Below are 26596 nucleotides of genomic sequence, written 5' to 3'. Positions count from 1 at the left end.
ACCATGGACTAGGATCAGCATCGAGTCCCGATGCGGACTATCTACATCGGGACTGATTTGCGTTTCAAGTCCAAATCTGGATGAGAGGGAGAATTATGCGTGGTTAAGCTCGAACCCACCGCCCAATCGGGCGAGGGGAGGCCCGCGATTCCAGCGGCAATGGAGGCATTCCAAGGGCTGGCGGAATTATGGCAGCTGTCGACCGAGGACCAGTTGCTACTGCTCGGGTCACCCGGCCGATCGACCTTTTTCAAATGGAAGAAGGATGGCGGATCGCTCCCGCGCGACACGGTCGAACGCGTTTCCCACCTACTGGCGATTCATAAAGCGCTCGAGATTCTGTTGCCCGACACTCGCGCTGCCGATGGTTGGATTCGCCGGCACAATGCCCAGTTCAACGGGCAAAGTGCCCTTGATGTCATGCGCGGCGGTCAGGTGATGGATATCTATCGCGTGAGACAATATGTGGATGCGCAACGTGGCGGATGAATTCATTGCGGTAGATATCGAGCAGCCCTTCTTCACGCTCATTCCATCGCGTTTCCCCACCATCGACGTGTTCGCCCGTGTGGCAAATGATCGCAGCGAAGCGCTGGCCGAGATTGAATCGCTGACCAATCCGCGCTTGCGCGAACGGAATCGTCTGATGAACGGGGCGAAAGTCGTGGATGGAAATGGTCCGCTTCTGCAAAACTGGAACCACGCGCCATTCACCTACCCGAACCCGGACGGCACGCGTTTCTTCGACGCGGATCGCCCCGCGCTCGAGCTGGCCGCGGATATGCAAACGGCATTGGCCATCTCGATCCGAAAGCGCGAGACGTTCCTCAGCAAGACTGGTGAAGCGCCGATTGGCCTGGAAATGCGCGAACTCTCGCGGCAGGTGAAGGGACGATTTGTCGATGGGCGTGACTGGGATCCCGAGCTTGATCTTACAGAACGGCGTCGGCGCGGTCTTCTGATTGCGGAAGCGGGCTTCGATGGTCTGCTTTTCAGGCCTGCCGAGCGACCATCAGGCCTCTGCGTGAGCGTGCTTAGAGGCGACGTGCTGGAGCGCGCCGTTCAACGCGATCATTTCAAGTTCGTTTGGGATGGCAGTCGCGTCCGCACGGTTTACTCGTTTGCCTCCGACGTCCAATATTCCCCGGAAGATCTGTGCGGGATAGACCAAGTTCTTGCCGCTTAGTGATGAAGCTATGACCCGGCCCTCTGAACCGATGTCCAGTTTGGAAGGCCTATCCGGCTTCCTTGGACGCCTGCTCTTAATCGGCAATTGCTGTCAGTCATTGCTAGGCAGGTCGACGATACGGAAAACAGCCCCTGATCCGGCATCACGCACGAGGTCGACGCGCGCGCCATCCCAGTGGTAGTCAAGGTGCCGCCCCTGGAGAGGATTTGACGCGCAGTCCGGGTAGAAGAGCGCGACGCATTCCCCGCCGGTGTGCCGGATGCTCGGGTAGGCAATGCCGTTTGATCCCGCGGCCTTGAGGTGCCGCGCGACCGCTTGGGATGCGGCATAGCTGTGGGGATCGAGCGCCGGAACCGGCTCCCCCGCCAGAGTTCGGAGATCATGCAAGTCAGCATCGACTGACATGACGATCTCCCGGAACTGCGAGGTCCAGCCAGGTGCTTCCTTCGTCCGGGCCATGAAGCGGGCATGGTGGTGGATCGTCTCGAACAGTGCGGTCTCGAACCGGTCGCCCAAGTAGAGCACGCCGTAACTGCCATCGGTAAAGCGGCTTGGCCGACACCTCGATGTACAATCCGCGGTCGTCGGCGACCTTGTACGGTTTGTCCTTTGGCTTGAGTGCGCGAAGCCGGGTTTCGGTCAGAGGCATGGGCGGGCCTTTTCCCAATGTGGTTTTCGCAAAGGCCCGTAAAAGGCCCGCAAAAATGTGCGGAACCCCCGAGAAAAGGCGGGACGATCCGGCACGATCCAAGGGCCAATTCCCTTGGATTTCTGCGGGTTTAATACACTTGCTGGGTTCTTCTGAGAAGAACAAATGGTGCCCAGAAGAGGACTCGAACCTCCACGACCTTGCGATCGCCAGCACCTGAAGCTGGTGCGTCTACCAATTCCGCCATCTGGGCACGGGGTAGGAGCGGGCGCTTAGCGGCGGCGTGACCGGCTTGTCAACCGCGCGAGCGCGCGGTGCGCAATTTTATTCGCCAAGCCGCGGTTTCGCGTCGTACCGTACACCCTGCCCCCTTGCTCCGGCGGACGCTTCGCGGCATGGGGAGCGCATTCGGCGCCGTGTGCGCCGCCAGAGAATCGGACACAGGCGCACATCATGCAAAAGCTTGACGGACAATTGATCACCGTGTTCGGCGGCGGCGGCTTTCTCGGCCGCTATGTCGTCCAGCGGCTGCTCGCACGCGGCGCGCGCGTCCGCATCGCCGAGCGCGAGCCGCGCAAGGCGCTGTTCCTGAAGCCGCTCGGCGGGCTCGGCCAGATGCAGTTCGTCGCCGCCGACGTCCGCGACGCCGCAAGCGTGGCGCGCGCGGTGCAGGAAAGCGATGCGGTGATCAATCTCGTCGGCGCGTTCGACGATATGGCTGCCGTGCAGACCGATGGCGCGCGCCATGTGGCGGCCGCCGCCAAGACCGCGGGCGCGCAGGCGCTCGTCCATATCTCGGCGATCGGCGCCGACAGCAACAGCCCTTCGGCCTACGGTCGCAGCAAGGGCGAGGGCGAAGCCGCCGTGCGCAAGGCGTTTCCCGACGCCGCGATCCTGCGTCCCTCGATCCTGTTCGGCCGCGAGGACAATTTCATCAACCGCTTTGCGACGATGATCCGCTTCCTGCCTGTCCTTCCGGTGATCGCGCCGGAGACGAAGTTCCAGCCGGTCTATGTCGGCGATGTCGCCGATGCGGTGGTCGCCGCGCTCGGTGACGAGGCCGCGGGTAAGATTTTCGAGCTCGGCGGGCCGCAGGTTCTGACGATGCTCGACCTGCAGCGGTGGATCGCGGAGGCGACGGGCCGCAAGCGGCTGTTCGTCGAATTGCCCGACATGGTCTCGGATGCGCTTGCGACCGGCCTCGGCTGGGCCCCCGGCGCACCGATCACGAAGGACCAGTGGCTGATGCTCCAGCGCGACAATGTCGTCGCGGCTGGCGCCGCCAGCCTCGGCCAGCTTGGCATCACCCCGACCTCGCTCGCCGCGGTCGCCGAAGGCTGGCTGGTGCAATATCGCCGCCACGGCCGCTTCGCCCAGACTGCCTGATAGCGGCCGGAAATAGCGGCTGGAAAATAGCGCGCGGGCTGTTAGGCTCGGCCGAGGACATAAGGGGCGTCCGGCATCGGTCGGGCGCCCTTTCGTTTATTCGCAACCTTCAAGACGGAATCCCATGAGCATCTGGCTGACCGCGATTATCCTCGGCATCGTCGAGGGGCTGACCGAATTTCTTCCCGTTTCCTCGACGGGCCACCTGATCCTGGCGACCGAGCTGCTCGGTTATGACGCGGCGAAATGGGCGGTGTTCAACATCGCGATCCAGCCCGGCGCGATCCTGGCGATCGTCGTGCTTTACTGGCGCACCTTCCGCGACATCTTCACCGGGCTACTCCGGCGCGACCCCGTCGCCTTCGCCTTCGTACGCAACCTGCTTCTGGCCTTCATTCCCGCCGTCGTGCTCGGGCTCGCCTTCGGCGACTATATCGAGGCGCTGCTCGAGAATGCCGTCGTCGTCGCCTGGGCGCTGATCATCGGCGGCGTCGGTATCCTGATCGTCGAGCGCTTTGCCAAGCCGAAGGAAAGCGGCGGCGTCGCGGCGCTCTCGACGCGCCAGTCGATCATCGTCGGGCTGGTCCAGTGCATCGCGATGATCCCCGGCGTCAGCCGCTCGGGCGCGACGATCATGGGCGCGATGGCGCTCGGTATCGATCGCAAGACCGCCGCCGAGTTCAGCTTCTTCCTCGCGCTGCCGACGCTGACCGGGGCCACGGTGCTCCAACTCGCCAAACATCATGACGCGATCACGAAGAACGACATCGGGCTGATCGCGCTCGGCGCCTTCGTATCGTTCGTCGTCGCGTGGGCGGTCATCAAGGCCTTCCTTGCGGTGGTAACCCGCTATGGCTTTGCGCCTTTCGCCTGGTATCGAATCATCGTCGGCGTGGCCGCGCTAGTATGGCTCGCCGCAAGATAGGGCCGATTTGGTATTATATGCGAAACATAATTGCGCAGTAAGGCCGGTGCAGTCCAAGAGCGTCTGATTTAAGGTCAGTATTATTGACCTAATCGGCATTTCCTTCGTGACAGGCCTTTCCCAGCCATGCCATCGCCCCCGCAACGAAGGGGATACTGCATGGCTTCCGAACGCATGCTCCAGTTTGTGGGGCGTGAACAATCCTACCCTGACAAGCGGTCGGCCGAGGAGCGCGCGCGCGATTTCCGCGAGATCGCCGAGCGCTATGCGGCGCCCGACGCCGATGCGCAGGCCGCGCGCTGTTCGCAATGCGGCGTGCCCTATTGCTCGGTGCATTGTCCGCTGCACAACCATATCCCCGACTGGCTGCGCCTGACCGCCGAAGGGCGGTTGCGCGAGGCGTATGAGCTGTCGAACGCGACCTCGACCATGCCCGAAATCTGCGGCCGCATCTGCCCGCAGGATCGGCTGTGCGAAGGCAATTGCGTGATCGAATTTTCGGGCCACGGCGCCGTCACGATCGGCAGCGTGGAGAAGTATATCACGGACACCGCCTGGGCCGAAGGCTGGGTCGAGCCGCTGTATGTCGGCACGCCCACCGGCCAGTCGGTCGGCATCATCGGCGCCGGCCCGGCGGGCCTGACCGCCGCCGAATATCTGCGCGCGATGGGGCACGAGGTGCATGTCTATGACCGCCACGACCGCGCCGGAGGGCTGCTCACCTACGGCATCCCGGGCTTCAAGCTCGAGAAGGATGTCGTGATGCGCCGCATCGAGCGGCTTCGGGACGGCGGCATCCATTTCCACCTCGGCTTCGAGGTCGGCAAGGATGCCACGCTCGACCAGCTGCGGCAAAAGCATGACGCGATCCTTGTTGCGACCGGCGTGTACAAGGCGCGCGAAATCAACGTACCGGGCAACGAGGCCGCGGGCGTCGTCGCCGCGCTCGACTATCTGATCGCCTCGAACCGCAAGAGCTTCGGCGACACCGTCGTGGAATTCGAGGACGGCCGCCTCGACGCCAAGGGCAAGCACGTCGTCGTCGTCGGCGGCGGCGACACTGCGATGGACTGTGTCCGTACCGCGGTGCGCCAGGGCGCCAAGTCGGTGAAGTGCCTCTATCGCCGCGACCGCGAGAATATGCCGGGTTCGCAGCGCGAGGTCGCCAATGCCGAGGAGGAAGGCGTCGAGTTCGTCTGGCTCTCGGCACCCGAAAGCTTCACCGCCGACAAGAGCGTCAAGCAGGTGGCGGTGCAGGGCATGCGCCTTGGCGCGCCCGATGCGAGCGGGCGCCGCAGCCCCGAGCCCGATCCCGGCCGCAAGTTCGACCTGCCCGCCGACATGGTGATCAAGGCACTGGGCTTCGACCCCGAAGAGCTGCCGCACCTGTTCGGCGCGCCCGACCTCAGCGTCACGCGCTGGGGCACACTGCGCGTCGATCACCAGACGATGATGACCAGCCTGCCCGGCGTTTTCGCGGCGGGCGACATCGTGCGCGGCGCCAGCCTGGTCGTCTGGGGCATCCGCGACGGCCGCGACGTCAGCGATCAGATGGCAAAGTGGTTGAAAGCGAAGGCGATAAGCGAAAAGAAGGCAGCATGACCAACAGGGGAAGGATCATGTTTATGTCGAAATGGAAATCCGCGCTGCTCGCCGGCGCCATGCTGATCGTGCCTGCGCAGGCTTTTGCTGCGCCGAACAAGGAAGCGCCTGTCGTCGTTTTCGAACCTTCGCAGACGAAACCGGAGACGATTCCGGAGACCGAATATAACAGCGAGGCCGCAATGGCCGACGCCAAAGCGAAGATGCAGAAGGAGATCGACGAAGCGATCAAGCTGGTCGAGAAGATCTTCGGCACCGACAAGCTGCCACCCGTCGCGCCCGCACAGCTGGCGCTCGCGCAAACGACGACCACCGCGCTGATCCCGCCGGGCAGCCTCGAGAAGATGCTCGACAATCTCTACGGCAAGCTTTTCAAGGGCCTGCTCGGCGAGTTCGGCGGCATGTCCGACGTGATGTTGTCGATCAAGACCGGCGTCGACAGCGAAAAGATCGCGACGCTCGACGAGAAGAGCAAGACCGCGATCGCCGACCTGTTCGACCCCTATCGCAAGCAGCGCGAGGACCAGCTGATGACGGTCGTCAAGCCGTTGATCAGCGAAGCGCTCACCGACTTGGAAGGACCGATGCGGAGCGGGCTCGCGCACGCTTATGCGCGCAAATTCTCTGCCGCGCAGCTCGGCGAGATGAACGCCTTTTTCGCGACCCCGACGGGCAAGGCGTACAGCGCCGAATGGATGGCGCTCCAGGCCGATCCCGAGGTGATGCTGGCAATGATCAAGGCGGTGCCGCCGCTGGTCGGCAAGTTCATCGACCGCGGGCCCGAGATCGAAGGCAAGTTCAAGGCGCTGCCCAAGGAAAAGCAGCTTACCGACATGAGCGACGCCGAGCTGGCGAAACTCGCCAAGCTGATGAAGGTCGACGTCAAGACGCTGAAGGAAAACCGCGACGCGTGGAACAGCCCGCCGGTCGAGGACGCGGTCGAAGCAAGCGAGGATTGGGGCGCCGCCGATGCCGCCGCCGATGCTGCTGCGGCCGATGTCGCCGAGGCCGCGGCAGCGGCTGCGGACGCTGCCGGGGAGGCGATCGACGATCCCGCCTTCGACCGCGAAAACTGGTCGGCCGCCGATCGCGCCCGCGTCGAGCAGCTCGAGGAAGCGGCGAGCAGCGCCGCAAGCGCCGCCTATGACGCGCAGGAAGCGGCTATCGCCAACGCGCGCAAGAAGAAGCCATCCGGAAAATAGAAGCGGCCGCGGCCGTGAGGAACTGTGAATGACCCACTACCCCACCCCCGATCACGCGCGGCTCGCCGAAAGCGGCATGTATCGCCCCGACATGGAATCCGATGCCTGCGGCGTCGGCATGGTCGCGGCGACCGACGGCAAGCCGTCGCGCCGCGTTGTCGAGGCGGCGATCGAAGCCTTGCGTGCCGTCTGGCACCGCGGCGCGGTCGACGCCGACGGCAAGACCGGGGATGGCGCGGGTATCCACGTCGACCTGCCGGTCCGCTTCTTCGACGATGCGATCGCGGCGTCGGGGCACAAGGTGCGCCCGAACCGCCTCGCCGTCGGCATGGTCTTCCTGCCGCGCACCGACCTTTCCGCGCAGGAAGAATGCCGCACGATCGTCGAGGCCGAGATCATCGATGCGGGCTACACCATCTATGGCTGGCGCCAGGTACCGGTCGATGTATCGGTGATCGGCGACAAGGCGCAGCGCACGCGCCCCGAGATCGAGCAGATCATGATCGCCGGGCCCCTGCCCGACGAGCAGTCCGCCGCCGAGTTTGAAAAGCAGCTCTATCTCGTCCGCCGCCGCATCGAAAAGAAGGTGATCGCGGCGCAGATCGCCGATTTTTACGTCTGCAGCCTGTCGGCGCGCTCGATCATCTACAAGGGCCTGTTCCTTGCCGAGAGCCTCGCCGATTTCTATCCCGACCTCACGAACAAGCTGTTCGAAAGCCGCGTCGCGATCTTCCACCAGCGCTATTCGACGAACACCTTCCCGCAATGGTGGCTCGCCCAGCCGTTCCGTACCCTCGCCCATAATGGCGAGATCAACACGATCCGCGGCAACAAGAACTGGATGAAGAGCCACGAGATCAAGATGGCGAGCCTCGCCTTCGGCGAGCATTCGGAGGACATCAAGCCGGTGATCCCGGCGGGCGCCTCGGACACGGCCGCGCTCGATGCGGTGTTCGAGACGCTCTGCCGCGCCGGCCGCGATGCCCCGACCGCGAAGCTGATCCTCGTCCCCGAAGCCTGGGCGACCGACAGCGAAATGCCGCAATCGCACAAGGCGATGTATAATTACCTCGCCAGCGTCATGGAGCCGTGGGACGGCCCCGCCGCGCTCGCGATGACCGACGGCCGCTGGGCGGTCGCGGGGATGGACCGCAATGCGCTGCGGCCGCTGCGCTACACGCTCACCGCCGACAATCTGCTCGTCGTCGGGTCCGAAAGCGGCATGGTGCTGCTGCCCGAGGCGAGCATCCGCAAGAAGGGGCGCCTCGGCCCCGGTCAGATGATCGCCGTCGATCTCGAAGAGGGCACGCTCTACGAAGACCGCGCGATCAAGGACAAGATCGCCGGCGCGCATGATTATGGCGCGCGCGTGAAAGGCTTCCGCACGATGGCCGACCTGCCCAAGGGCGGCAAGTCGACGCTCGGCCAGTGGGACCGCAGCGAGCTGCTCCGCCGCCAGGTCGCTGCCGGCCTGACGATGGAGGATATGGAACTGATCCTCAGCCCGATGGTCGAGGATGCGAAGGAGGCCGTCGGCTCGATGGGCGACGACACGCCGCTCGCGGTCATTTCCGACAAGCCGCGCCACGTCGCGCAATTCTTCCGCCAGAATTTCAGCCAGGTCACGAACCCGCCGATCGACAGCTTGCGCGAACGGCATGTGATGAGCCTCAAGACGCGCTTCTCGAACCTCGCCAACATTCTCGACGAAAAGGGGCAGAGCGCGCACGTCCTCGTGATCGACTCGCCCGTGCTCGTCGGCGACGACTGGGACCGTCTGCGCGCCTATTTCGGTGACGCGGTCGCCGACATCGACTGCACCTTCGCGGCCGGGGGCAACGCCTCGACGTTGCGCGACGCGATCGCGCGCATCCGCCGCGAGGCCGAGGATGCGGTGCGCGCAGGACGCAGCGAGCTATTCCTCTCGGACCAGAATATCGGCGAGACGCGCGTCGGCGTCGCCATGGTGCTCGCCGCCGCCGCGGTTCACACCCACCTCGTCCGCAAGGGCCTGCGCAGCTATGCCTCGATCAACGTGCGGTCGGCCGAGGTGCTCGACACCCACGCCTTTGCGGTGCTGATCGGGGTCGGCGCGACCACCGTCCACGCCTATCTCGCCGAAGCGGCGATCGCCGATCGCTGGACGCGCGGGCTGTTCGGCGGCGAGCTGTCGCTGGCCGACTGCCACGTCCGTTTCCGCAAGGCGATCGACGACGGCTTGCTCAAGATCATGGCGAAGATGGGGATCGCGGTGATCTCCAGCTATCGCGGCGGCTATAATTTCGAGGCCGTGGGCCTCAGCCGCGCGCTCGTCAACGACCTCTTCCCCGGAATGCCTGCGAAGATTTCGGGCGAGGGCTATCAGTCGCTCTTCATCAACGCGACCGAAAAGCATGAAGCGGCGTTCGACAAGCGCGTTACCGCGCTCCCCATCGGCGGCTTCTATCGCCAGCGCGCGGGCGGCGAAACGCACGCCTATTCGGCGCAGCTCATGCATTTGCTGCAGACGGCGGTCGCGACCGACAGCTATTCGACCTACCTGCAATTTGCGCGCGGCGTTGCCGACCTGCCGCCGGTGTATCTGCGCGACCTTGTCGAGTTCAACTATCCGTCGCAGGGCGTCGCGCTCGACAGCGTCGAGGCGATCACCGAGATCCGCAAGCGCTTCGTCACCCCCGGCATGTCGCTCGGCGCGCTCTCGCCCGAGGCGCACGAAACGCTGGCGATCGCGATGAACCGCATCGGCGCCAAGGCCGTCTCCGGCGAAGGCGGCGAAGCGAGCGAGCGTTACCAGCCCTACGCCAATGGCGACAACGCCAACAGCAACATCAAGCAGATCGCGAGCGGCCGCTTCGGCGTCACCGCCGAATATCTCGGCGCGTGCGACGAGATCGAGATCAAGGTCGCGCAGGGTGCAAAGCCCGGCGAGGGCGGCCAGCTTCCGGGCTTCAAGGTGACCGAATTCATCGCGCGCCTGCGCCACTCGACCCCCGGCGTGATGCTGATCAGCCCGCCGCCGCACCACGACATCTATTCGATCGAGGATCTGGCGCAGCTCATCTACGATCTGAAGCAGATCAATCCGAAAGCGCGCGTCTGCGTGAAGCTCGTCAGCTCGGCGGGCATCGGCACCGTCGCGGCGGGCGTCGCCAAGGCGCACGCCGATGTGATCCTCGTCTCGGGCAACACCGGCGGCACCGGCGCAAGCCCGCAGACCAGCGTCAAATATGCCGGCACGCCGTGGGAGATGGGGCTCAGCGAGGTCAATCAGGTCCTCACGCTCAACGGCCTGCGCCATCGCATCCGCCTGCGCACCGACGGCGGGCTCAAGACCGGCCGCGACATCGTGATCGCCGCGATCCTCGGCGCCGAGGAATATGGCATCGGGACGCTGAGCCTCGTCGCGATGGGCTGCATCATGGTGCGCCAGTGCCACAGCAACACCTGCCCTGTCGGCGTCTGCACGCAGGACGAGAAGCTGCGCCAGAAATTCACCGGCAGCCCCGAGAAGGTCATCAACCTGATGACCTTCATCGCCGAGGAAGTGCGCGAAATCCTCGCCAAGCTCGGCTGCCGCAGCCTCGACGAGGTGATCGGCCGTACCGAGCTGCTGCGCCAGGTCAGCCGCGGCGCCGAACATCTCGACGACCTCGACCTCAACCCGATCCTCGCGAAGGTCGACGCGCCGGATGATCAGCGTCGTTCGCAGGGCCCGAACTTCCGCAACCCCGTCCCCGACAGCCTCGACGCGCAGATCCTGAGCGACGCCAAGCCGCTGTTCGAGCGCGGCGAACGGATGCAGCTGACCTACAATGTCCGCAACACGCACCGCGCCGTCGGAACGCGCCTGTCGGCCGAGGTCACCGCGCGCTTCGGGATGAACGGGCTCGCCGACGATCATGTGCAGGTGCGCCTCCGCGGCACCGCGGGCCAGTCGCTCGGCGCCTTCCTGTGCAGCGGCATCACGCTCGAGGTATTCGGCGACGCGAACGACTATGTCGGCAAGGGTCTGTCGGGCGGCCGCATCGTCGTGCGCCCGACGGTATCGAGCCCGCTCGTCAGCCAGCACAACAGCATCGTCGGGAACACCGTCCTCTATGGCGCGACCGCGGGCACCCTGCTCGCGGCGGGTCAGGCGGGCGAGCGTTTCGCGGTCCGCAACTCGGGCGCCAAGGTCGTCGTCGAGGGCTGCGGCGCAAACGGCTGCGAATATATGACCGGGGGCACCGCGGTGATCCTCGGCCCGGTGGGGTCAAACTTCGGCGCGGGGATGACCGGCGGCATGGCCTTCATCCTCGACACCGACGGCAGCTTCGAGGGCCGCGCCAACGGCGAATCGATCATCTGGCAGCGGATCGCGAGCAGCCATTGGGAAGCCGTCCTGAAGGAGCTGGTCGAGGACCATGCGCGCGCGACGGGCAGCAAATGGTCGGCCGAAATCCTCGCCGACTGGGACCGCTGGCGGGACCAGTTCTGGCAGGTGTGTCCGAAGGAAATGCTCAGCCGCCTGACGCAACCGCTGAACGAGGAAGAGGTCGCCGTGGAGGCGGCGGAGTAGTTCGTCGTGCGAAGGATACGGTTCGCCGTACCGCCACAGGATGTTCAGCCGCGCGAAAGCGTCGGCCCGCTAGACGCGCGGATCGATCTTCGTGTCCGAAAGGATATGCCATGCGCCTGACCATCGCCGCCCTCCCCCTGATCGCGCTTGCCGCGCCGCTGCCGGCGACCGCCGCCGACCGCGAGGTCGCGGGCGCCGTCGCGACGCTGAACGACCCGGCGACGCAGGAACGGATGGCCGACACCGTGACCGCACTGGTCGCCGCGTTGATGCAGATGCCGGTCGGGCCGCTCGCCGATGCCGTCGCGCGCATCGACCCGGCGTCGCGCGCTGCCGACATTCCGCCCGACGCCACCGTCGGCGACATCGCGGGCCATGACCCGGCCTATGCCGAACGCATGGGCGCCGATGTCCGCGCGGGGACGCGGATGGCGGGACAGGCCGCCTCGGCGCTCGCAGCCTATGCCCCGGTCCTCAAGGACATGGCGCGCGACCTCGCCGCGCAATGGGAGCGCGAACGCGCCGCCGCGCGCCGCTAGGGGGAATGCGAGCGCGAAGCCGCACGCCGCTAGATACTTAGTCCACAGACATGCGCCTATAGGCGTTGCACGCAGCGCCTGCCTGCCGCTATGCGGTAAGCATGTGGCAGCTCTATCAATTCCCGCTCTGTCCCTTTTCGCGCAAGATCCGGCTCCTGCTGGGCGAGAAGGGTGTCGGCTATGAGCTGGTGCGCGAATCGCCGTGGGAGCGCCGCGACGAATTCATCGACCTCAATCCCGCCGGCCGCACCCCCGTGATGGTCGATCAGGCGCGCGGGCAGGTGCTGATCGACAGCAACGCCATAGCCGAATATTTCGAGGAGACCGTCGAGGGCAAGGCGATGATCAACGGCACCGCCGCCAATCGCGCCGAGATCCGCCGCCTCGTCGCCTGGTTCGACCAGGATTTCTATTTCGAGGTCACCGGGCCTTTGCTCTTCGAGCGGATGCAGAAGCGCATCGTCCACCGCCAGCCCCCCGATGCCGGCGCGCTGCGCGAGGCGATGAAGGCCGCGAACCAGCATCTCGATTATATCGACTATCTGATCGACCACCGCACCTGGCTCGCCGGCGCAACGATGAGCCTCGCCGACCTCGCGGCGGCGGCGCACATCTCGGTCGCCGACTATCTCGGCGGCATCGACTGGACGGGGCACGAGCAGACGAAGGGCTGGTATTCGGGCCTCAAGTCGCGCCCGAGCTTCCGCCCGCTGCTCGCCGAGCGGATGGAAATCGTGACCCCCCCCAAATATTACGAGGATGTCGACTTCTAGGGAAGCGGATCGCGCTAATGCGCGTCGGTCGGCGCCGGGCCGCCGATCGGCGGTGGCTTGCAAAAGGGCACCATGACCAGCGCCGCGAGGAACAAATAGGACATCAGGCGGAAGACGTCGTCGAAGGCCAGCGTCAGCGCCTCGCGCCCGATGATCCGGCCTAGCGTTCCCTCTGCCATCTGCTGCGCGAGTGCGGGGTCGGACACATAGCGGCCGATGCTTTGCGCCAGCGCCGACGCCGCCTCGTTCGCGGCATCGGCCGAACGCCCGAGCGCTTCGGAGAGGCGCAGCATGTGGAGCCGCATATTGTCGCCGAGCCAGGTATTGACGAGCGCAATCCCGATCGCGCCGCCTAAATTGCGCATCAGGTTGAACAGCCCCGACGCGTAGCGCAGCTCGGGGCCCTCGAAATTGCCGAGCGCGAGCCCGACCGACGGCACGATGCAGAGCATGATCGCAAAGCTGCGCACGACCTGCGGCCAGAAGAGCGCGGCGAAACCCCATTCGGGGGTCATGAAACTGAACATCCAGAGGCCGACCGCGAACAGGGTCAGCCCGAATGTGATCACGATGCGCTGGTCGACGCGCTGCGACAGCGCGGCGGCGATCGGCACGCCGAGCAATTGCGCGAGACCCGCGACGAACACCGTCGTCCCGATCTCCGACGCATTATAGCCCTGCACGCGGCCAAGATAGATCGGGATCAGATAGGTGCTGGCATAGAGACCGAAGCCGATGACGAGGTTGAAAAGGCAGGCGAAGGCGAAGGTTGGAACGCGGAATGGCGACAGCTTGACGATCGGCCCGTCCGAGCGGAACGAGCGTTCGAGAAACAGGGCGAAGGCGACGAACGACACCCACGCGCCGATCGCGATCTCGGGCTCGCTGAACCAGTCGTGCTTCGGCCCTTCCTCCAGCACGAATTCCAGCCCCGCAAGGAACACCGCCATCGAGGCGAGATGCACCCAGTCGATCCGGCGCAGCATCGGCAGGTTCGGCTTGTCGACGCGAACGAGCGCCAGAATCATCAGCGTCACCATCGCGCCCGGCAAGACATTGATGAAGAAGACCCAGCGCCAGCCGAGCGCGTCGGTGATCCAGCCACCCACCGTCGGGCCCAACGTCGGCGCAAGCACCGACACCATGCCGAGGATCGCGGGGATCATCGCGCGCTGCTTGCCCTGAAAGAGCATATAGCCCGTGGCGAACACCGTCGGGATCATCGCGCCGCCGACGAAGCCTTGCACAGCGCGGAACAGGATCATCGATTCGATGCTCCACGCCATGCCGCAGAGGATGCTTGCGATGGTGAACAACCCCGCCGACGCCGCGAACAGCCACCGCGTCGACAGCGCCTGCGCGAGAAAGGCTGAAAAGGGGATCATCACCAGCTCGGCCATCAGATAGGCGGTCTGCACCCAGCTGATTTCGTCGGGCCCGGCGCTGAGTCCCGCCTGCACCTCGTTGAGCGATGCCGCGACGATCTGGATGTCGATCAGCGCCATGAACTGGCCGAACGCCATCACCGCAAAGATCAGATATTTCCGGGCGTTGGGCATCGCCGCCGGATCGAACGGCGCATCGGGCACGGCGGGCGACTGCCCGGGGGAGAGGGGAATGGAGGCCATGGGTCTTGTGTCCTGTCGTCTTTATATTATATGCGTCATATAAAAGGAGACGCAAGTGCGCTATTCAAGCGACCACAAGGCCGAGACCCGTGAGCGGGTGCTGAAAGAGGCCGCGAACGAGATCCGCGCCAAAGGACCCGACAATGTCGCGGTATCGGGCATCATGGCGCGTGCCGGACTGACCCACGGCGGCTTCTATGCCCATTTCCCGTCGAAGGATGCGCTGGTGAAGGAAGCGATCGGGACCATGTTCGCCGACGCGCGCGCGCGTAGCGACAAGATCGACGCCGACGGCGATCCGCGCGACGTCCTGCGGGCCTATATCGATTTCTATCTTTCACCCGCGCATCGCGATCGGCGCGATCGCGGTTGCCCGCTGCCGACGCTGTCGGGCGATTTTGCGCGCTCGCAGCCCGAAACGCGCGAGCGCTTCGGCGCCGGGGTGGTCGGTATCGCGACCCGTCTCGCGGCTCCGCTCGCGAAGCTTGGATATGCCGATCCCGACGCCGAAGCGCACGCACTATTGGCCCAACTCGTCGGCGGCGTCGCGCTTGCGCGTGCGGTCGGCGATGCCGCGCTGTCCGACGCGCTGCTCGCCGATACCCATGCCAGCATCGTCCGCCGCTATTCGCTGGAGACCGCGCAATGACGCTCGCCAAGGTGCAGGGCCTGATCGCGAGCGGTGGCCGCCCGCCGATCGGCGAGACGCTGGGCTTCCAGCTCGTCGAGGCCGGCGATGGCTGGGCGGCATTCGAAGGCGTTCCCGGGCCCGAACATTATAACCCGATGGGGATCGTCCACGGCGGCTATGCCGCGACCCTGCTCGATTCCGCCTGCGGGATCGCGGTGGTGACGAAACTCGCCGACGATCAGGCGATGACCACGCTCGAGCTCAAGACCTCCTATCTCAAGGCGATGACGGGCAAGACCGGAAAGGTGCGCGCCGAAGGGCGTGTGATCTCGGTCGGCCGCCGCGTCGCCTATGTCGAGGCGAAGCTGACCGATGCCGAGGGGCGGCTCTATGCGACGGCAACCTCAACCCTGCTGGTGATGCAGCCATGAACGCGCCCGTGACCATCGAGACCGAAGTCGCCGCACCCACGCGCCGCCGGATCGCAGTGCCCCAAAAGGCGTGGAAGGTCGGGCTGGTCGCGCTTGCGATCGCCGCCCTCGGCATCTGGTGGCTCGTCTCGCCCGCGACCGCCGAATCGACCGACAACGCCTATCTGCAAGCCGATTCGAGCGAGGTTGCGCCGCGCGTCGGCGGGCTCGTCACCGCGGTGCTGGTGAAGGACAATCAGGCTGTTCGCGCGGGCGATCCGCTCGTCCGCATCGACGTGCGCGATTATGATTCGCGCGTCATGGCGGCCGAGGCCGCTGTCGCCGACGCCGACGCGCAGGTCGCGACCGCGCGCGCCACCCTTGCGTCGCTCGGCGCCGAACAGAAGCTTGCCGCCGCGCACATCCGCTCGATGAACACGCAGATCGCCGCAGCTGACGCCGAATATGCGCGCGCGGCCGCCGACCGGAAACGCTATGACGCGCTGCTGATCGACGGATTCGTGCCCAAGCGCGATGCCGAACAGGTGTCGGCGAACGCGGTGAGCGCCGCCTCGGCGGCACAGCGTTCGCGCGCCGATCTCGGCGCCAGCGTCGAAGCGGCGGCGGTGACGCGTGCCAAGGGACCGATCCTCGCAGCGCAGGTGCAGGCGGCCGAAGCCACCGCGGCGAAGGCCCGCGCCGCGCTCGCGCTCGCGAAGCTCGATCGCGGCCATACGCTGGTTACAGCGCCGATCGACGGCGTCGTCGGCAATCGCCGCATCCAGGTCGGCGACTATGTCCAGCCGGGCTCGCGCCTGCTGACCGTGGTTCCCGTAAAATCGATCTACGTCACCGCCAATTTCAAGGAAACGCAGACGCGCGAGATGCGTCCGGGACAGAAGGCCGATATCTATGTCGACGCGCTGGGGCAGACCTTGACCGGCACGGTCGAAAGCCTCGCGCCGGGATCGGGCAGCGAGTTCACGCTGCTGCCCTTCGAACCCGGATCGGGCAATTTCACCAAGATCGTCCAGCGCGTCGGGGTGCGCATCCGACTCGATCCGGGGCAGGCGGCGCTGGCGCAACTACGGCCGGGGCTGTCGGTGACGGCGAAGGTGCGCCTGCGCGACTGACCGCGTCGAAGCATCGTTTCGGCGCGGCTCATGTTAACAACGTAAATTTCACCTTGACCCGGCGTCGTCCGTCGATCAATGTTTACATCGACAACATTGAGTCGCGAAAGGATCGGCGGATGAGGACGCTGCTTTACGCCATTGGGCCGATGATCTTCGATTCGCTGGGGATCATCGTGTTTGCGGTGCTGCTAGCGCTTGGCGCCGACATCGTCGCCGCCACGGTTGCCGGCACCGCGGTAGCCGTCGCCGTCGTCGGCTATGAGGCGCTACGCGGCCACAAGATCGCGGCGCTGCAATGGATCAGCCTCGCCTCGGTCCTCCTCGCTGCTGCCGCGACGCTGACGACAGGCGATCCGCGCTTCGTGATGGCGAAGCCGACGATCGTCTATCTGATCGTCGGAACGGTGATGCTGCGCCGCGGCTGGCTCGACCGCTATATCCCGCCCGAACAGAAGGCGCTGGTGGGCGACGTCATGGACCGCTTCGGCATGATCTGGTCGGCGCTGATGTTCCTGAGCGCCGGGCTCAACCTGATCGTCGCGGTATTCTTCACCGAGTGGTGGCCGCTGTTCATTGCGGTATTCCCGCTTGCCTCGAAATTCGGCCTGTTCGCGATCCACATCGCGGTTGTGCACGTCACCGGCCAGAATCGGCTGCGCCGCCGCGCGGGCGGGCTGCAGCCCGCAGCGGAGTGAGGCCTGTGCTCGCAATGACCCTTGGGGGCTGAAGCTACGCGGCGTTCAGAAAGTCGACGACCATCTTCACCGTCGCTTCGGGTTGTTCTTCCATCAGCCAATGCCCGGAATCGGCTATGACACCTTCGCGGACATCGGTCGCGGCGGACCGCATGACGAGCGCCATCGTCGGACCGAACGACTTGGCGCCGCCGATTCCCAAGACGGGCATCGTCAGCCTTTTACCCGTGGCGAGCCAAGCGCGATTGTCGATCGCATCCTGATCGAAGGCTGCAAATTGTGCGAACCCCGAATGCATGGCGCCCGGCAGCGCATAAAGCGCCGCATAATGTTCGCGCGATGCTTCGTCGAATTTCTTCGGATCGGCGGAAAATTCGTTCCAGAAACGATCGAGGTATATGCGCTCGCGGCCGGCGACCAAGCGTTCCATATCGGGGCCGCCGAAGCGGAAATGCCAAAGCAGCGGGTTCTTCAAAATCTCCTCCCACGGCCCGACGCCCGGAACCGGCGCGTCCAGTAGTGCGAAGCGCGTCACGCGACCGGGGTTTTGCGTCGCGAGCGCGAAGCCGACCATATTGCCGATGTCGTGGGTGACGAGCGCGAACTTGTCGATCTTGAGCTGGTCGAGAATCGCCGCGATGTCGCGGCCCTGCGTCGCCTTGTCATACCCGCCGTCGAGATGCGCCGACAGCCCCATGCCGCGCAGGTCGGGGACGACGACCGTGTGATCCTTCATCAGCGCGGCGGCGAGCGGCGCCCACATGTCTCCCGTCTCACCATAGCCGTGAAGCAGGACGACCGCCGGGCCTGCGCCACCTACGCGGACGTGCAGCGTCGTGCCGTTGGCGGCGATGTCCCGCGACTGGAATGCTGCCGGGAAGGGTGGCACCTGCGCCATCGCGGGCAGGCTCATCAGCCCGAGCGACAATGCCGCAAGCAATCTGCCAGAATTTTTCATGGGCCAGCTCCCCCGATCGAAGCCGGCCAGCGCCGCTTCAGGCAGTCAACATGCTCTGAAGGATGATTTTACGCAAGGCCCGGCTCGACCCGGCGTCCGTCTGGCCGGGGGCGACACTTCGACGTTCGGTTTTATTCGGCGTCGAGCCCGTACGCCGTGTGCAGTACGCGCACCGCGAGTTCGGTTTCGTCCTCGTCGATCAGCACGCTGACCTTGATCTCGCTGGTCGAAATCGCCTGGATGTTGATGCCGCGGTCGGCGAGCGCGCGGAACATCGTGCTCGCGACGCCTGCGTGGCTTTTCATGCCAACGCCGACGACGCTGATCTTCGCCACCTTGTCGTCGCTGATGATCCGGTTGAAGCCGATTTTGTCCTTCGCGCCCTCGAGCAGGTCGATCGAGCGCAGCAGGTCGGTTCCCGGAACGGTGAACGTCACGTCGGTCTCGCCCTTGTCGCGCCCGACGTTCTGGATGATCATATCGACGTTGATCCCCGCCGCGGCGAGTGGGCCGAAGATCGTCGCGACGGCGCCAGGCCGGTCGGGGACGCGGGTGACGATGACCTTCGCTTCATTCTTGTCGTGGGCGATGCCGGTGATCAGCTGCCGTTCCATCTGATGTTCCTCTATTTCCTCGTCGCTGACGATCATCGTGCCTTTTGCGGGAGCCTCGTCGCCCTCGACGAAGCTGGACAGCACCTGCACGCGCACGCCCATCTTCATCGCGAGCCCGACCGACCGGGTCTGGAGCACCTTGGCGCCGACGCTCGCGAGTTCGAGCATTTCTTCATAGGTCACATAGTCGAGCTTGCGCGCGCGCGCGACGATGCGCGGGTCGGTGGTGTAGACGCCATCGACGTCGGTATAGATATCGCAGCGATCGGCCTTCACCGCCGCCGCGACCGCGACCGCACTGGTGTCCGAGCCGCCGCGGCCGAGCGTCGAGACGCGTCCGTCGTCCATCATCCCCTGGAAGCCCGGGATCACTGCGACCTCGCCCCTGCCCATCGCGGTCAGCAGCGCGCCCGTGTCGATATCGAGGATACGCGCGCGCGCATGGGCTTCCTCGGTGCGGATCGGAAGCTGCCAGCCAAGCCAACTACGCGCGGGAACGCCCATCGCCTGCAGGGTGAGCGCGAGCAGGCCCGACGTGATCTGTTCGCCCGCCGCGACAACGACGTCATATTCGGCGGGGTCGTAGCGCGGGTTCGCCTCGCGGCAGAAGTTGACGAGCCGGTCGGTTTCGCCCGCCATCGCCGAGACGACGACGGCGACTTCATTGCCGTTCGCCACTTCGCGCGCGACGAGTTTCGCGACGGTGCGAATCCGCTCGGTGCCCGCCATCGACGTGCCCCCGAATTTCATCACGATCCGCGCCATCTCGCCCCGCTTTCCTGAACTGGTTTCGTCCGCAACTTTCCCTTGGGTTTCTGCGGCGTCCGGCTGTTAAGCAAGGGGGCGGACGATGGCAAGCGCGCGAACGCGTGCACGGGATAGAATTTCTTGCACCCGCGAAGGCACAGTGCCAAATCGCTGGGCATGAGCGCCCAAACGATCAATCCGAACGAAGCCGCCCATTTCGGCGCTCTTGCCGCCGACTGGTGGGATCCGCACGGATCGTCGGCGATGCTGCACAAGCTGGGTCCGGTGCGCCTCGCCTATATCCGCGGCCAGATCGACGCGCATTGGCACGTCGACGCCCGCGAACGCTTTCCACTCAAGGGCCGCACCGCGATCGACGTCGGTTGCGGTGCCGGGCTGCTCGCCGAGCCGCTGGCGCGGATGGGGGCGCAGGTCACTGGCGTCGACGCGGCGCCGGAGAATATCGCCGCCGCGCTGGGCCATGCGGCGGGACAGGGGCTCGCGATCCGCTATCACGCGGGCGAGCTCGCGGCGCTGCCGCCCGCGACCTTCGATCTCGTCACGTCGATGGAGGTCGTCGAACATGTCACCGACCCTGCCGCCTTCATCGCCGAGCTGGCGGCGCGGCTCGCGCCCGGCGGATTGATGATCCTGTCGACGCCGAACCGCACTGCGCTATCGAAGCTGTTGCTCGTCGAAGCCGCCGAGCGGCTCGGCGCGGTTCCGCGCGGGACGCACGACTGGGACCAGTTTCTGAAGCCCGAAGAGCTCACCCGGTTAATCGAGGACGCGGGGCTCGAGGTCGTCGACCGCACCGGCCTCTCCCCCTCGCCTACCAAGGGCTTCAAATTGGGCGGCAGCGAGGCGCTCAACTATCTCGTTGCGGCGAGGCATCGGGTGTGAGCCGCGACCCGCGGGTCGATGCCTACATCGCGGCAGCGCAGCCTTTCGCCCAGCCGATCCTCAGACACCTGCGCGAGCTGGTGCACCACCATGCGCCGGGCGCGGAAGAGACGCTGAAGTGGAGCGTGCCGCATTTCATCCTGAACGATCAAAATCTGGCGGGCATGGCGGCGTTCAAGGGCCATGCGACCTTCGGCTTCTGGCGCGACGAGGAGGTGACGGGTTCGCCGCGCGACACGGGCGCGATGGGCAGTATGGGGCGCCTCGCGACGCTCGCCGACCTGCCATCGGACGAACAGCTGGCGGCCTGGATCGCGAAGGCAGCGGCACTCTGTGCCGAAGCAAAGCCGAAGCGACCCAGGCCTGCGCCGAAACCGGCGCTCGAGGTGCCCGCCGACCTCGGCACGGCGCTGGCGGCCAATGCCGCCGCGCAGGGCCATTGGGACGCCTTCTCGCCCGGCAAGCGCCGCGACTATATCGAATGGGTGCTGGAGGCGAAGCGCGAGGAGACCCGTGCGAAACGCATCGAGACGATCGTCGCGCAGGTCGCCGAGGGCAAGGACCGCAACTGGAAGTACAAGAGCTGCTGACCCTGTCGCCTTGAGCCTAAAAAAGTAGACCCGCCCCCAGGCCCATGTCCCCGGGGGCGGGTCGCGACCCGTCGTCTGTGCCGAAAGCTCAGGCGAGGTCGAAACGGTCGGCGTTCATCACCTTGGTCCAGGCCTTGACGAAGTCCTTCACGAACTTCTCTTCGTGACCCGTCTCGGCATAAACTTCCGCCACGGCGCGGAGTTCCGCGTTCGAGCCGAAGATCAGGTCGGCGCGGGTCGCGCGCCAGGTTTCGCCGCCGCCCTTGCGGTCGGTGGCGACATATTCCTGATCGTCCGAACCCTCGACGGCCTTCCACACATTGGTCATGTCGAGCAGGTTGACGAAGAAGTCGTTGGTCAGCTGGCCCGACCGCTTGGTGAAATGGCCATGCCCGCGTTCGCCATGATTGGCGCCGAGGACGCGCAGCCCGCCGATCAGCACCGTCATTTCGGGCACCGACAGGCCGAGCAGCGAGGCGCGGTCGAGCATCATTTCCTCGATCTTCACCGCCAGTTTCTTCTTGCCGACATAGTTGCGGAAGGCGTCGGCTTCGGGCTCCATCACGTCGAAGCTTTCGGCGTCGGTCTGCTCCGCGGTCGCGTCGCCCCGGCCGCCGGTGAACGGCACCGCGACGTTGAAGCCCGCATCCTTGATCGCCTTTTCCAGCCCGACCACACCGCCAAGCACGATCGTGTCGGCGATCGACAGGTTGCCGCGCAGCCCTTCGAGCGTAGTCAGCACCTTGGCGAGCAGCGCGGGTTCGTTGACCTCCCAGTCCTTCTGCGGCGCCAGACGGACGCGCGCACCATTGGCGCCGCCGCGGAAGTCGGACTTGCGGAACGTGCTCGCCGACGCCCACGCGGTCTTGATCAGTTCGCTGACGGTCAGGCCGCTCGCCGCAATCCTTTCCTTCACCGCGGCGATGTCGGCGTCCGACGGCTTGGTGCCGGCGGGAATCGGGTCCTGCCAGATCAGGTCCTCGGCGGGCACTTCGGGCCCGAGATAGCGGACCTTCGGCCCCATGTCGCGGTGGCACAGCTTGAACCAGGCGCGCGCGAAGGCGTCCTTGAACGCTTCATGGTCGTTGCGGAACTTCTCGCTGATCTTGCGGAATTCCGGATCGACCTTCAGCGCCATGTCTGCGGTCGTCATCATCGTCGGAACCTTGATGGTCGGATCCCATGCCGCCGGGGCCATATCTTCCGGTTTCTGGTTGATCGGCTGCCATTGCTGCGCACCGGCGGGCGAGTGGACGATCTCATACTCATAGTCGAGCAACAGACGGAAATAATTTTCCGACCACTCGGTCGGGGTGTTGACCCACGACCCTTCGATACCGCTCGTTACCGCGTGCTCGCCGATGCCGCCGCTCTCGTGGCTGCTGACCCAGCCGAAGCCCTGCGCCGCCAGATCGCCGCCCGCGGGCGCCGCGCCCAGCAGCGACGCGTCGCCATTGCCGTGCGCCTTGCCGAAGGTGTGGCCGCCCGCGGTCAGCGCGACGGTTTCCTCATGGTTCATCGCCATGCGGTGGAAGGTTTCCTTTATGTCGCGCGCCGACTGCAAAGGATCGGGGTTGCCGCCCGGTCCTTCCGGATTGACATAGATCAGGCCCATCTGGATCGCAGCGAGCGGCCCTTCGATCTCATGAAAGCCCTTGTCGGGGTCGATACGCGTCTGCACGCCTTCGTTGACCCACTTTTCTTCGCTGCCCCAATAGATGTCGCGCTCGGGCTCGAAGACGTCGGCGCGGCCGCCGCCGAAGCCGAACACCGGCCCGCCCATGCTTTCGATCGCGACATTGCCGGCGAGGATGAACAGGTCTGCCCAGCTGATCTTGTTGCCGTATTTCTGCTTGATCGGCCACAGCAGGCGGCGCGCCTTGTCAAGATTGCCATTGTCGGGCCAGCTGTTGAGCGGTGCGAAGCGCTGCTGCCCGCTATTCGCGCCACCGCGGCCGTCCGCGGTGCGATAGGTGCCGGCGGCGTGCCACGCCATGCGGATGAAGAAGGGACCATAATGGCCATAGTCGGCCGGCCACCACGGCTGGCTGTCGGTCATCAGCGCGGTCAGGTCATTCTTCAGCGCCTGATAGTCGAGCGACTTGAACGCCGCCGCATAGTCGAAATCGTCACCGAGCGGGTTCGATGAACCATTGGGATTGAGGATCTCGGTCGCCAGCATGTCGGGCCACCAATCCTTGTTGGTCCGACCGAGCAGGGCGCGGACGCCGCCGGGCTGATGCACCGGGCAACCGCTGCCGATGGGGGTCTGGTCGTTCATGCAGTCTCTCCTCTTTTCAGATGTTGTATGATCGTGATGCGGCAGGATGACGGGCGCATGACGGCGCTGCGGCCAAGGGGCCGCAAGGGTCGGTCGGCGCGGGCAGGCGTCGAGTCGATGGTGTCATCCTTTCGTTCTGACCGGAGCAGACTACGCCGCGCCGTCCGATCGACCTAAACGAATAAGCTGAATTCAGTCATCGACCGAAGCGATCAACGGCGCGGCGGGCCGCAGGTGCGACGAGCCGCCCGTCGCGGCCCGGCCACGCCCCGGCGCGACGGCGCAACATCTTGATCTCGCACGAGTTGATGAAGCGTCGCAGCATGATGGCATGGTGCGGCATCAAGGAGATGGAAAGTGGCTAACACCCCCGACCAACATAACCAGAAGACTCCCCAGGCTGATCGCGACGAAGAACAGCGTCGTCAGCAGCAGCAGCAGGACGGTAACGACCGCCAGCAGGGCGGTCAGCGCTCCGATCAGGATCGCAACAAGAACCCGCAGCAGCGCTGAGCCCAGGCTGCACGAGAAAGGGCCGCTCCCTCGCGGGAGCGGCCCTTTTCTTTCGTGCGGCGGAAGCCCGCACCTAGAAACTGAACTTGATCGTTCCGCCCCACGTCCGCTCGTCACCCGGCGTACCGGCGATGAGGCCGGTGTTACCGGGCGCGACCTGCAGCAACTCGATATAGTTCACGTCGAACGCGTTGCGGACCCAGCCGAACACGTCGACACCGTCGCTGCGGAAGCCGACACGGAAATTGGTCAGCGCATAGCCCTTGACCTCGGTATAGATCGACGGCGACGCGTTCGAATTCCAGTGCGAGCGGTAATTGCCGTCGACCCCGAAATAGAGCTGCCCTTCCTTCGCGAGCAGTTCGAGCGGCGCATTGATCTCGGCCCCGTAGGAGAAGGCCCATTTCGACACGCCCGGCAGGCGCTGGCCTGAAATGTCGCACTGCCGCGGGCTGAGCGCGCCGGGGACGCCGGGCTGCGAATAGTCGGGCGTCGCATTGGCCGGCTGGAACGTACCGCCCGACAATTCGGGCGGGCACGGCGCATTGGTGAACTTTTTGTATTTTGCGTCGGTGTAGGCGCCATTGGCATAGGCGGTGAGGCGGTCGTTCGCGACGATCTTGAAGTCGGCCTCGATCCCCTGCGAGCGCACCTTCTCCGCATTGGCAAGGTAACCGCGCACCGTGCCGAACTGGCCGCCGTTCACCGTCGCCTGGAAATTCTTGATCTCGGTCCGGAAGGCGGAGAGATTGAAGGTCGCGCGGCGGTCGAGGAACTGGGTCTTGAGCCCGATCTCATAGTGATTGACCGATTCGGGCTTCACCGTGCTCGCGTCGAGGTTCGGCGTATTGTCGGCGTTGAGCGGCAGGCCGTTCTGGTTGATACCGACGGTCTTGAAGCTCTTCGCATAGGTCGCATAGGCAAGGATGTCGCGGCCCAGCTTGTAGTTGACGTTGAAGTCGTAGCTGAAGTTCCAGTCGCTGACCGAAGGCTGGGTGAGCTGCGGCTGATAGACGCCGCACTGCGCTGCCAGCACCGATCCCGCGGGCAGGCTGGTCGCCGGGGGGATAGGGGTACAGTTGAGCACCTGCCCCGCCCCATCGGTCACGATGCGCTGATAGAACCCCGTCTTCTTGTCATAGTTGAGGCGGAGACCCGGCTGGATCGTCAGCGCGTCGGTCACCTTCCAGCTAAGCTGCCCATAGGCAGCCGCGCTGGTCGACGTCAGATATTGGGTGTTGGTCGCCGTGAGCCCTTCGAGGATGCTCGGGATGCCCGCCTGCGCGCCGGTGAGGCTCCAGCGGCTGGCGTCTGCACCCTGCTGTTCGGTGCCCTGCGTGTCGATGCGCTGCTTGAAGCCGAACAGACCGACGACGAAGTCGATCCTGTCGCCCTCGTAATTATAACGGAATTCCTGGCTATACTGGTCCTGCTGCGAGGGATTCTGCGACTTGGAGACGATCGACAGGCCGGTGAAGTCGCGGTCGTTCTCGGGCTTCCAGTCCCAGAAGCGCCAAGCGGTGATCGAGGTGACGGTGCCGGGGCCGACGTCCCACTTCACGCGCAGCGACGCGCCGCCGATCTTGTTGCCCGCATTCAGGCTGGCGTCGATGTCGGTCAGGCGATCATAGACGTTGCGGCTGGGAACCGCATAGGGCCGGGTCGGATTGGCCGCATTATAGGCGGCGACAAGCCCGTCATACTGGCGCGCGAGCGCGCGCTGCGTCCGCCCGACGCGGACGAACGCGGTGCCGAAGCCTTCGGGATCCTGCTTGCTGTAGTCACCCGAGAGCGTGATGCTGAGATCGTCGTTAGGCTGGAACAAGAGCTGGCCGCGCAGCCCGAGATTGTCCTGTTCGTTGATCCAGCGGTCGCTCGTCGTGTTGAACAGCGTGCCGCGACGGCTGGTCGCGGCAATCGCGACACGCGCAGCGATCTTGTCCGAAAGCGGACCGGAAATCGCCGCCTTGGCCTGCCGGTATTTGAGATTGCCGACGCTCAGCTCGGCGCGGCCCTCGAAGTCGAAGGTCGGCTGGTTGGTCGTGATGTTGATCGCGCCCGCGGTCGTATTCTTCCCGTAGAGCGTACCCTGCGGACCGCGGAGCACCTCGACCTGGGCGACGTCGAGGAAATCGAAGGTCGCGGCGGCGACGCGCGAATTATAGACGTCGTCTACATAGATGCCGACACCTTGTTCGAAGCCGTCGCTGGTCAGGCCGAAGGGCACGCCAAGGCCGCGGATGTTGACCGAGGTGTTGCGCGGGTTCGAGGTATAGACCTGCAACGTCGGAGCGAGTTGCTGGAGCTTCACGACGTTGAAGTTGCCCGTCGCCTCGATCGAATCGCCCCGGATCACCGAGATTGCGACCGGAACTTCCTGCGCCGTTTCCTGGCGGCGGCGCGCAGTCACGATGATCACGTCGCCGCGGCTGACATCGTCATCGATCTGCGTGGCGGCATCGGCCGCGCCGGCCGCCGCCCCGGCGACCGCCGAGCCGTCTTCCGTTCCAGCCGCTGCTTCCGCCGCGAAAGCGGGCGTGGCGCCGAGCGCGAGCAGGAAAGAAAGCGTAAGAGCCGACGCCGGCAAGCGGCGGCGGGCGGACGGATATTTTGCGGTCATGACAATTTCCTGTTGCTTTGATGATGCAAGAAAATTGCCACATCCGG

At 65.3% G+C, this 26596-nt stretch carries 21 protein-coding genes, 1 tRNA gene and 1 pseudogene; 16 read left to right on the top strand and 7 right to left on the bottom strand.

Annotation, left to right across the window (positions count from 1 at the left end; translation table 11 throughout):
* Positions 1 to 99: 99 nt before the first annotated feature.
* Together QOL79_RS15390 and QOL79_RS15385 are read left to right on the top strand one after the other, a co-directional pair.
* Positions 100 to 489, top strand: a complete 390-nt coding sequence (locus tag QOL79_RS15390; protein ID WP_226019584.1) for an MbcA/ParS/Xre antitoxin family protein — start codon at positions 100 to 102, stop codon at positions 487 to 489.
* Positions 464 to 1186 carry an RES family NAD+ phosphorylase gene (locus QOL79_RS15385; RefSeq protein ID WP_283420061.1) on the top strand — a complete coding sequence of 241 codons (723 nt, stop codon included), beginning with the start codon at positions 464 to 466 and terminating at the stop codon, positions 1184 to 1186. The genes QOL79_RS15390 and QOL79_RS15385 overlap by 26 nt, the downstream gene beginning before the upstream one ends.
* A gap of 93 nt (positions 1187 to 1279) precedes the next feature.
* Here QOL79_RS15385 and QOL79_RS15380 read toward each other — a convergent pair.
* Both QOL79_RS15380 and QOL79_RS15375 read right to left on the bottom strand, forming a co-directional pair.
* Positions 1280 to 1747, bottom strand: a pseudogene (locus tag QOL79_RS15380) (RES family NAD+ phosphorylase); the annotation flags it as partial.
* 257 nt (positions 1748 to 2004) lie between these two features.
* Positions 2005 to 2091 (bottom strand) — tRNA-Leu (locus tag QOL79_RS15375).
* A 200-nt stretch (positions 2092 to 2291) separates the two neighbouring features.
* Between QOL79_RS15375 and QOL79_RS15370 the strand changes: the two genes are divergently transcribed.
* The 7 genes from QOL79_RS15370 to QOL79_RS15340 all read left to right on the top strand — a co-directional run bounded on the left by QOL79_RS15370 (position 2292) and on the right by QOL79_RS15340 (position 12823).
* Complete coding sequence (locus tag QOL79_RS15370) at positions 2292 to 3224, top strand: complex I NDUFA9 subunit family protein (RefSeq protein ID WP_058457233.1); 933 nt, start codon at positions 2292 to 2294, stop codon at positions 3222 to 3224.
* Between the two features lie 124 nt (positions 3225 to 3348).
* On the top strand, positions 3349 to 4149 hold the full coding sequence (locus QOL79_RS15365; RefSeq protein ID WP_058457232.1) for an undecaprenyl-diphosphate phosphatase: 801 nt from the start codon (positions 3349 to 3351) through the stop codon (positions 4147 to 4149).
* Positions 4150 to 4308: 159 nt separating this feature from the next.
* Complete coding sequence (locus tag QOL79_RS15360) at positions 4309 to 5751, top strand: NAD(P)-dependent oxidoreductase (RefSeq protein ID WP_058457231.1); 1443 nt, start codon at positions 4309 to 4311, stop codon at positions 5749 to 5751.
* 23 nt (positions 5752 to 5774) lie between these two features.
* Positions 5775 to 6953 (top strand): DUF2059 domain-containing protein, encoded by a 1179-nt coding sequence (locus tag QOL79_RS15355; RefSeq protein ID WP_231729149.1) that lies wholly within the window; start codon positions 5775 to 5777, stop codon positions 6951 to 6953.
* A 28-nt stretch (positions 6954 to 6981) separates the two neighbouring features.
* Positions 6982 to 11511 (top strand): glutamate synthase large subunit, encoded by a 4530-nt coding sequence (gltB, locus tag QOL79_RS15350; RefSeq protein ID WP_058457229.1) that lies wholly within the window; start codon positions 6982 to 6984, stop codon positions 11509 to 11511.
* Positions 11512 to 11621: 110 nt separating this feature from the next.
* Positions 11622 to 12050, top strand: a complete 429-nt coding sequence (locus tag QOL79_RS15345) for a hypothetical protein (RefSeq protein WP_058457228.1) — start codon at positions 11622 to 11624, stop codon at positions 12048 to 12050.
* A 101-nt stretch (positions 12051 to 12151) separates the two neighbouring features.
* The gene (locus tag QOL79_RS15340; protein ID WP_058457227.1) at positions 12152 to 12823 is read left to right on the top strand and encodes a glutathione S-transferase family protein; all 672 of its coding nucleotides are present in this window, start codon (positions 12152 to 12154) and stop codon (positions 12821 to 12823) included.
* Between the two features lie 14 nt (positions 12824 to 12837).
* Here QOL79_RS15340 and QOL79_RS15335 read toward each other — a convergent pair whose 3' ends face one another.
* Positions 12838 to 14451, bottom strand: coding sequence for a DHA2 family efflux MFS transporter permease subunit (locus QOL79_RS15335; protein WP_283420060.1), 1614 nt, complete (start codon positions 14449 to 14451; stop codon positions 12838 to 12840).
* Positions 14452 to 14506: 55 nt separating this feature from the next.
* Here QOL79_RS15335 and QOL79_RS15330 point away from each other — a divergent pair, with 55 nt between their 5' ends.
* The 4 genes from QOL79_RS15330 (at position 14507) to QOL79_RS15315 (ending at position 17323) form a co-directional block, all read left to right on the top strand.
* On the top strand, positions 14507 to 15100 hold the full coding sequence (locus QOL79_RS15330; protein ID WP_058457225.1) for a TetR/AcrR family transcriptional regulator: 594 nt from the start codon (positions 14507 to 14509) through the stop codon (positions 15098 to 15100).
* Positions 15097 to 15513, top strand: coding sequence for a PaaI family thioesterase (locus QOL79_RS15325; RefSeq protein ID WP_058457224.1), 417 nt, complete (start codon positions 15097 to 15099; stop codon positions 15511 to 15513). Before QOL79_RS15330 ends, QOL79_RS15325 begins: the two co-directional genes overlap by 4 nt.
* Positions 15510 to 16625: an HlyD family secretion protein gene (locus tag QOL79_RS15320; protein ID WP_058457223.1), complete on the top strand. Its 1116-nt coding sequence runs from the start codon at positions 15510 to 15512 to the stop codon at positions 16623 to 16625. Before QOL79_RS15325 ends, QOL79_RS15320 begins: the two co-directional genes overlap by 4 nt.
* Before the next feature lie 119 nt (positions 16626 to 16744).
* Positions 16745 to 17323 (top strand): septation protein IspZ, encoded by a 579-nt coding sequence (locus tag QOL79_RS15315; RefSeq protein ID WP_058457222.1) that lies wholly within the window; start codon positions 16745 to 16747, stop codon positions 17321 to 17323.
* A gap of 34 nt (positions 17324 to 17357) precedes the next feature.
* On the opposite strand, the gene QOL79_RS15310 is transcribed toward QOL79_RS15315, so the two are convergent.
* Entirely contained in the window at positions 17358 to 18281 is a 924-nt protein-coding gene (locus QOL79_RS15310) for an alpha/beta fold hydrolase (protein ID WP_058457221.1), read from the bottom strand.
* A 131-nt stretch (positions 18282 to 18412) separates the two neighbouring features.
* Positions 18413 to 19660 (bottom strand): aspartate kinase, encoded by a 1248-nt coding sequence (locus tag QOL79_RS15305; RefSeq protein WP_058457220.1) that lies wholly within the window; start codon positions 19658 to 19660, stop codon positions 18413 to 18415.
* A 159-nt stretch (positions 19661 to 19819) separates the two neighbouring features.
* Between QOL79_RS15305 and ubiG the strand changes: the two genes are divergently transcribed.
* Both ubiG and QOL79_RS15295 read left to right on the top strand, forming a co-directional pair.
* Positions 19820 to 20545 carry a bifunctional 2-polyprenyl-6-hydroxyphenol methylase/3-demethylubiquinol 3-O-methyltransferase UbiG gene (gene ubiG, locus QOL79_RS15300; protein ID WP_058457219.1) on the top strand — a complete coding sequence of 242 codons (726 nt, stop codon included), beginning with the start codon at positions 19820 to 19822 and terminating at the stop codon, positions 20543 to 20545.
* Entirely contained in the window at positions 20542 to 21135 is a 594-nt protein-coding gene (locus QOL79_RS15295) for a YdeI/OmpD-associated family protein (protein WP_058457218.1), read from the top strand. Before ubiG ends, QOL79_RS15295 begins: the two co-directional genes overlap by 4 nt.
* Positions 21136 to 21223: 88 nt before the next feature.
* Here the strand turns inward: QOL79_RS15295 and katG are convergent, their stop codons facing one another.
* Entirely contained in the window at positions 21224 to 23416 is a 2193-nt protein-coding gene (gene katG, locus QOL79_RS15290) for a catalase/peroxidase HPI (RefSeq protein ID WP_058457217.1), read from the bottom strand.
* 357 nt (positions 23417 to 23773) lie between these two features.
* Between katG and QOL79_RS15285 the strand changes: the two genes are divergently transcribed.
* Positions 23774 to 23929, top strand: coding sequence for a hypothetical protein (locus QOL79_RS15285; RefSeq protein WP_156416591.1), 156 nt, complete (start codon positions 23774 to 23776; stop codon positions 23927 to 23929).
* A gap of 73 nt (positions 23930 to 24002) precedes the next feature.
* Here the strand turns inward: QOL79_RS15285 and QOL79_RS15280 are convergent, their stop codons facing one another.
* A complete protein-coding gene (locus QOL79_RS15280) occupies positions 24003 to 26549 on the bottom strand; it encodes a TonB-dependent receptor (RefSeq protein ID WP_058457216.1) in 2547 nt (848 codons plus the stop codon).
* Between the last annotated feature and the right edge of the window lie 47 nt (positions 26550 to 26596).

This window comes from Sphingopyxis sp. Geo48 (assembly GCF_949769155.1).
In the GTDB taxonomy this organism is placed as follows: Bacteria; Pseudomonadota; Alphaproteobacteria; order Sphingomonadales; family Sphingomonadaceae; genus Sphingopyxis.
The sequence above is the reverse complement of the archived record's forward strand: the minus strand, read 5'-3'. Positions and strand labels throughout refer to the sequence as shown.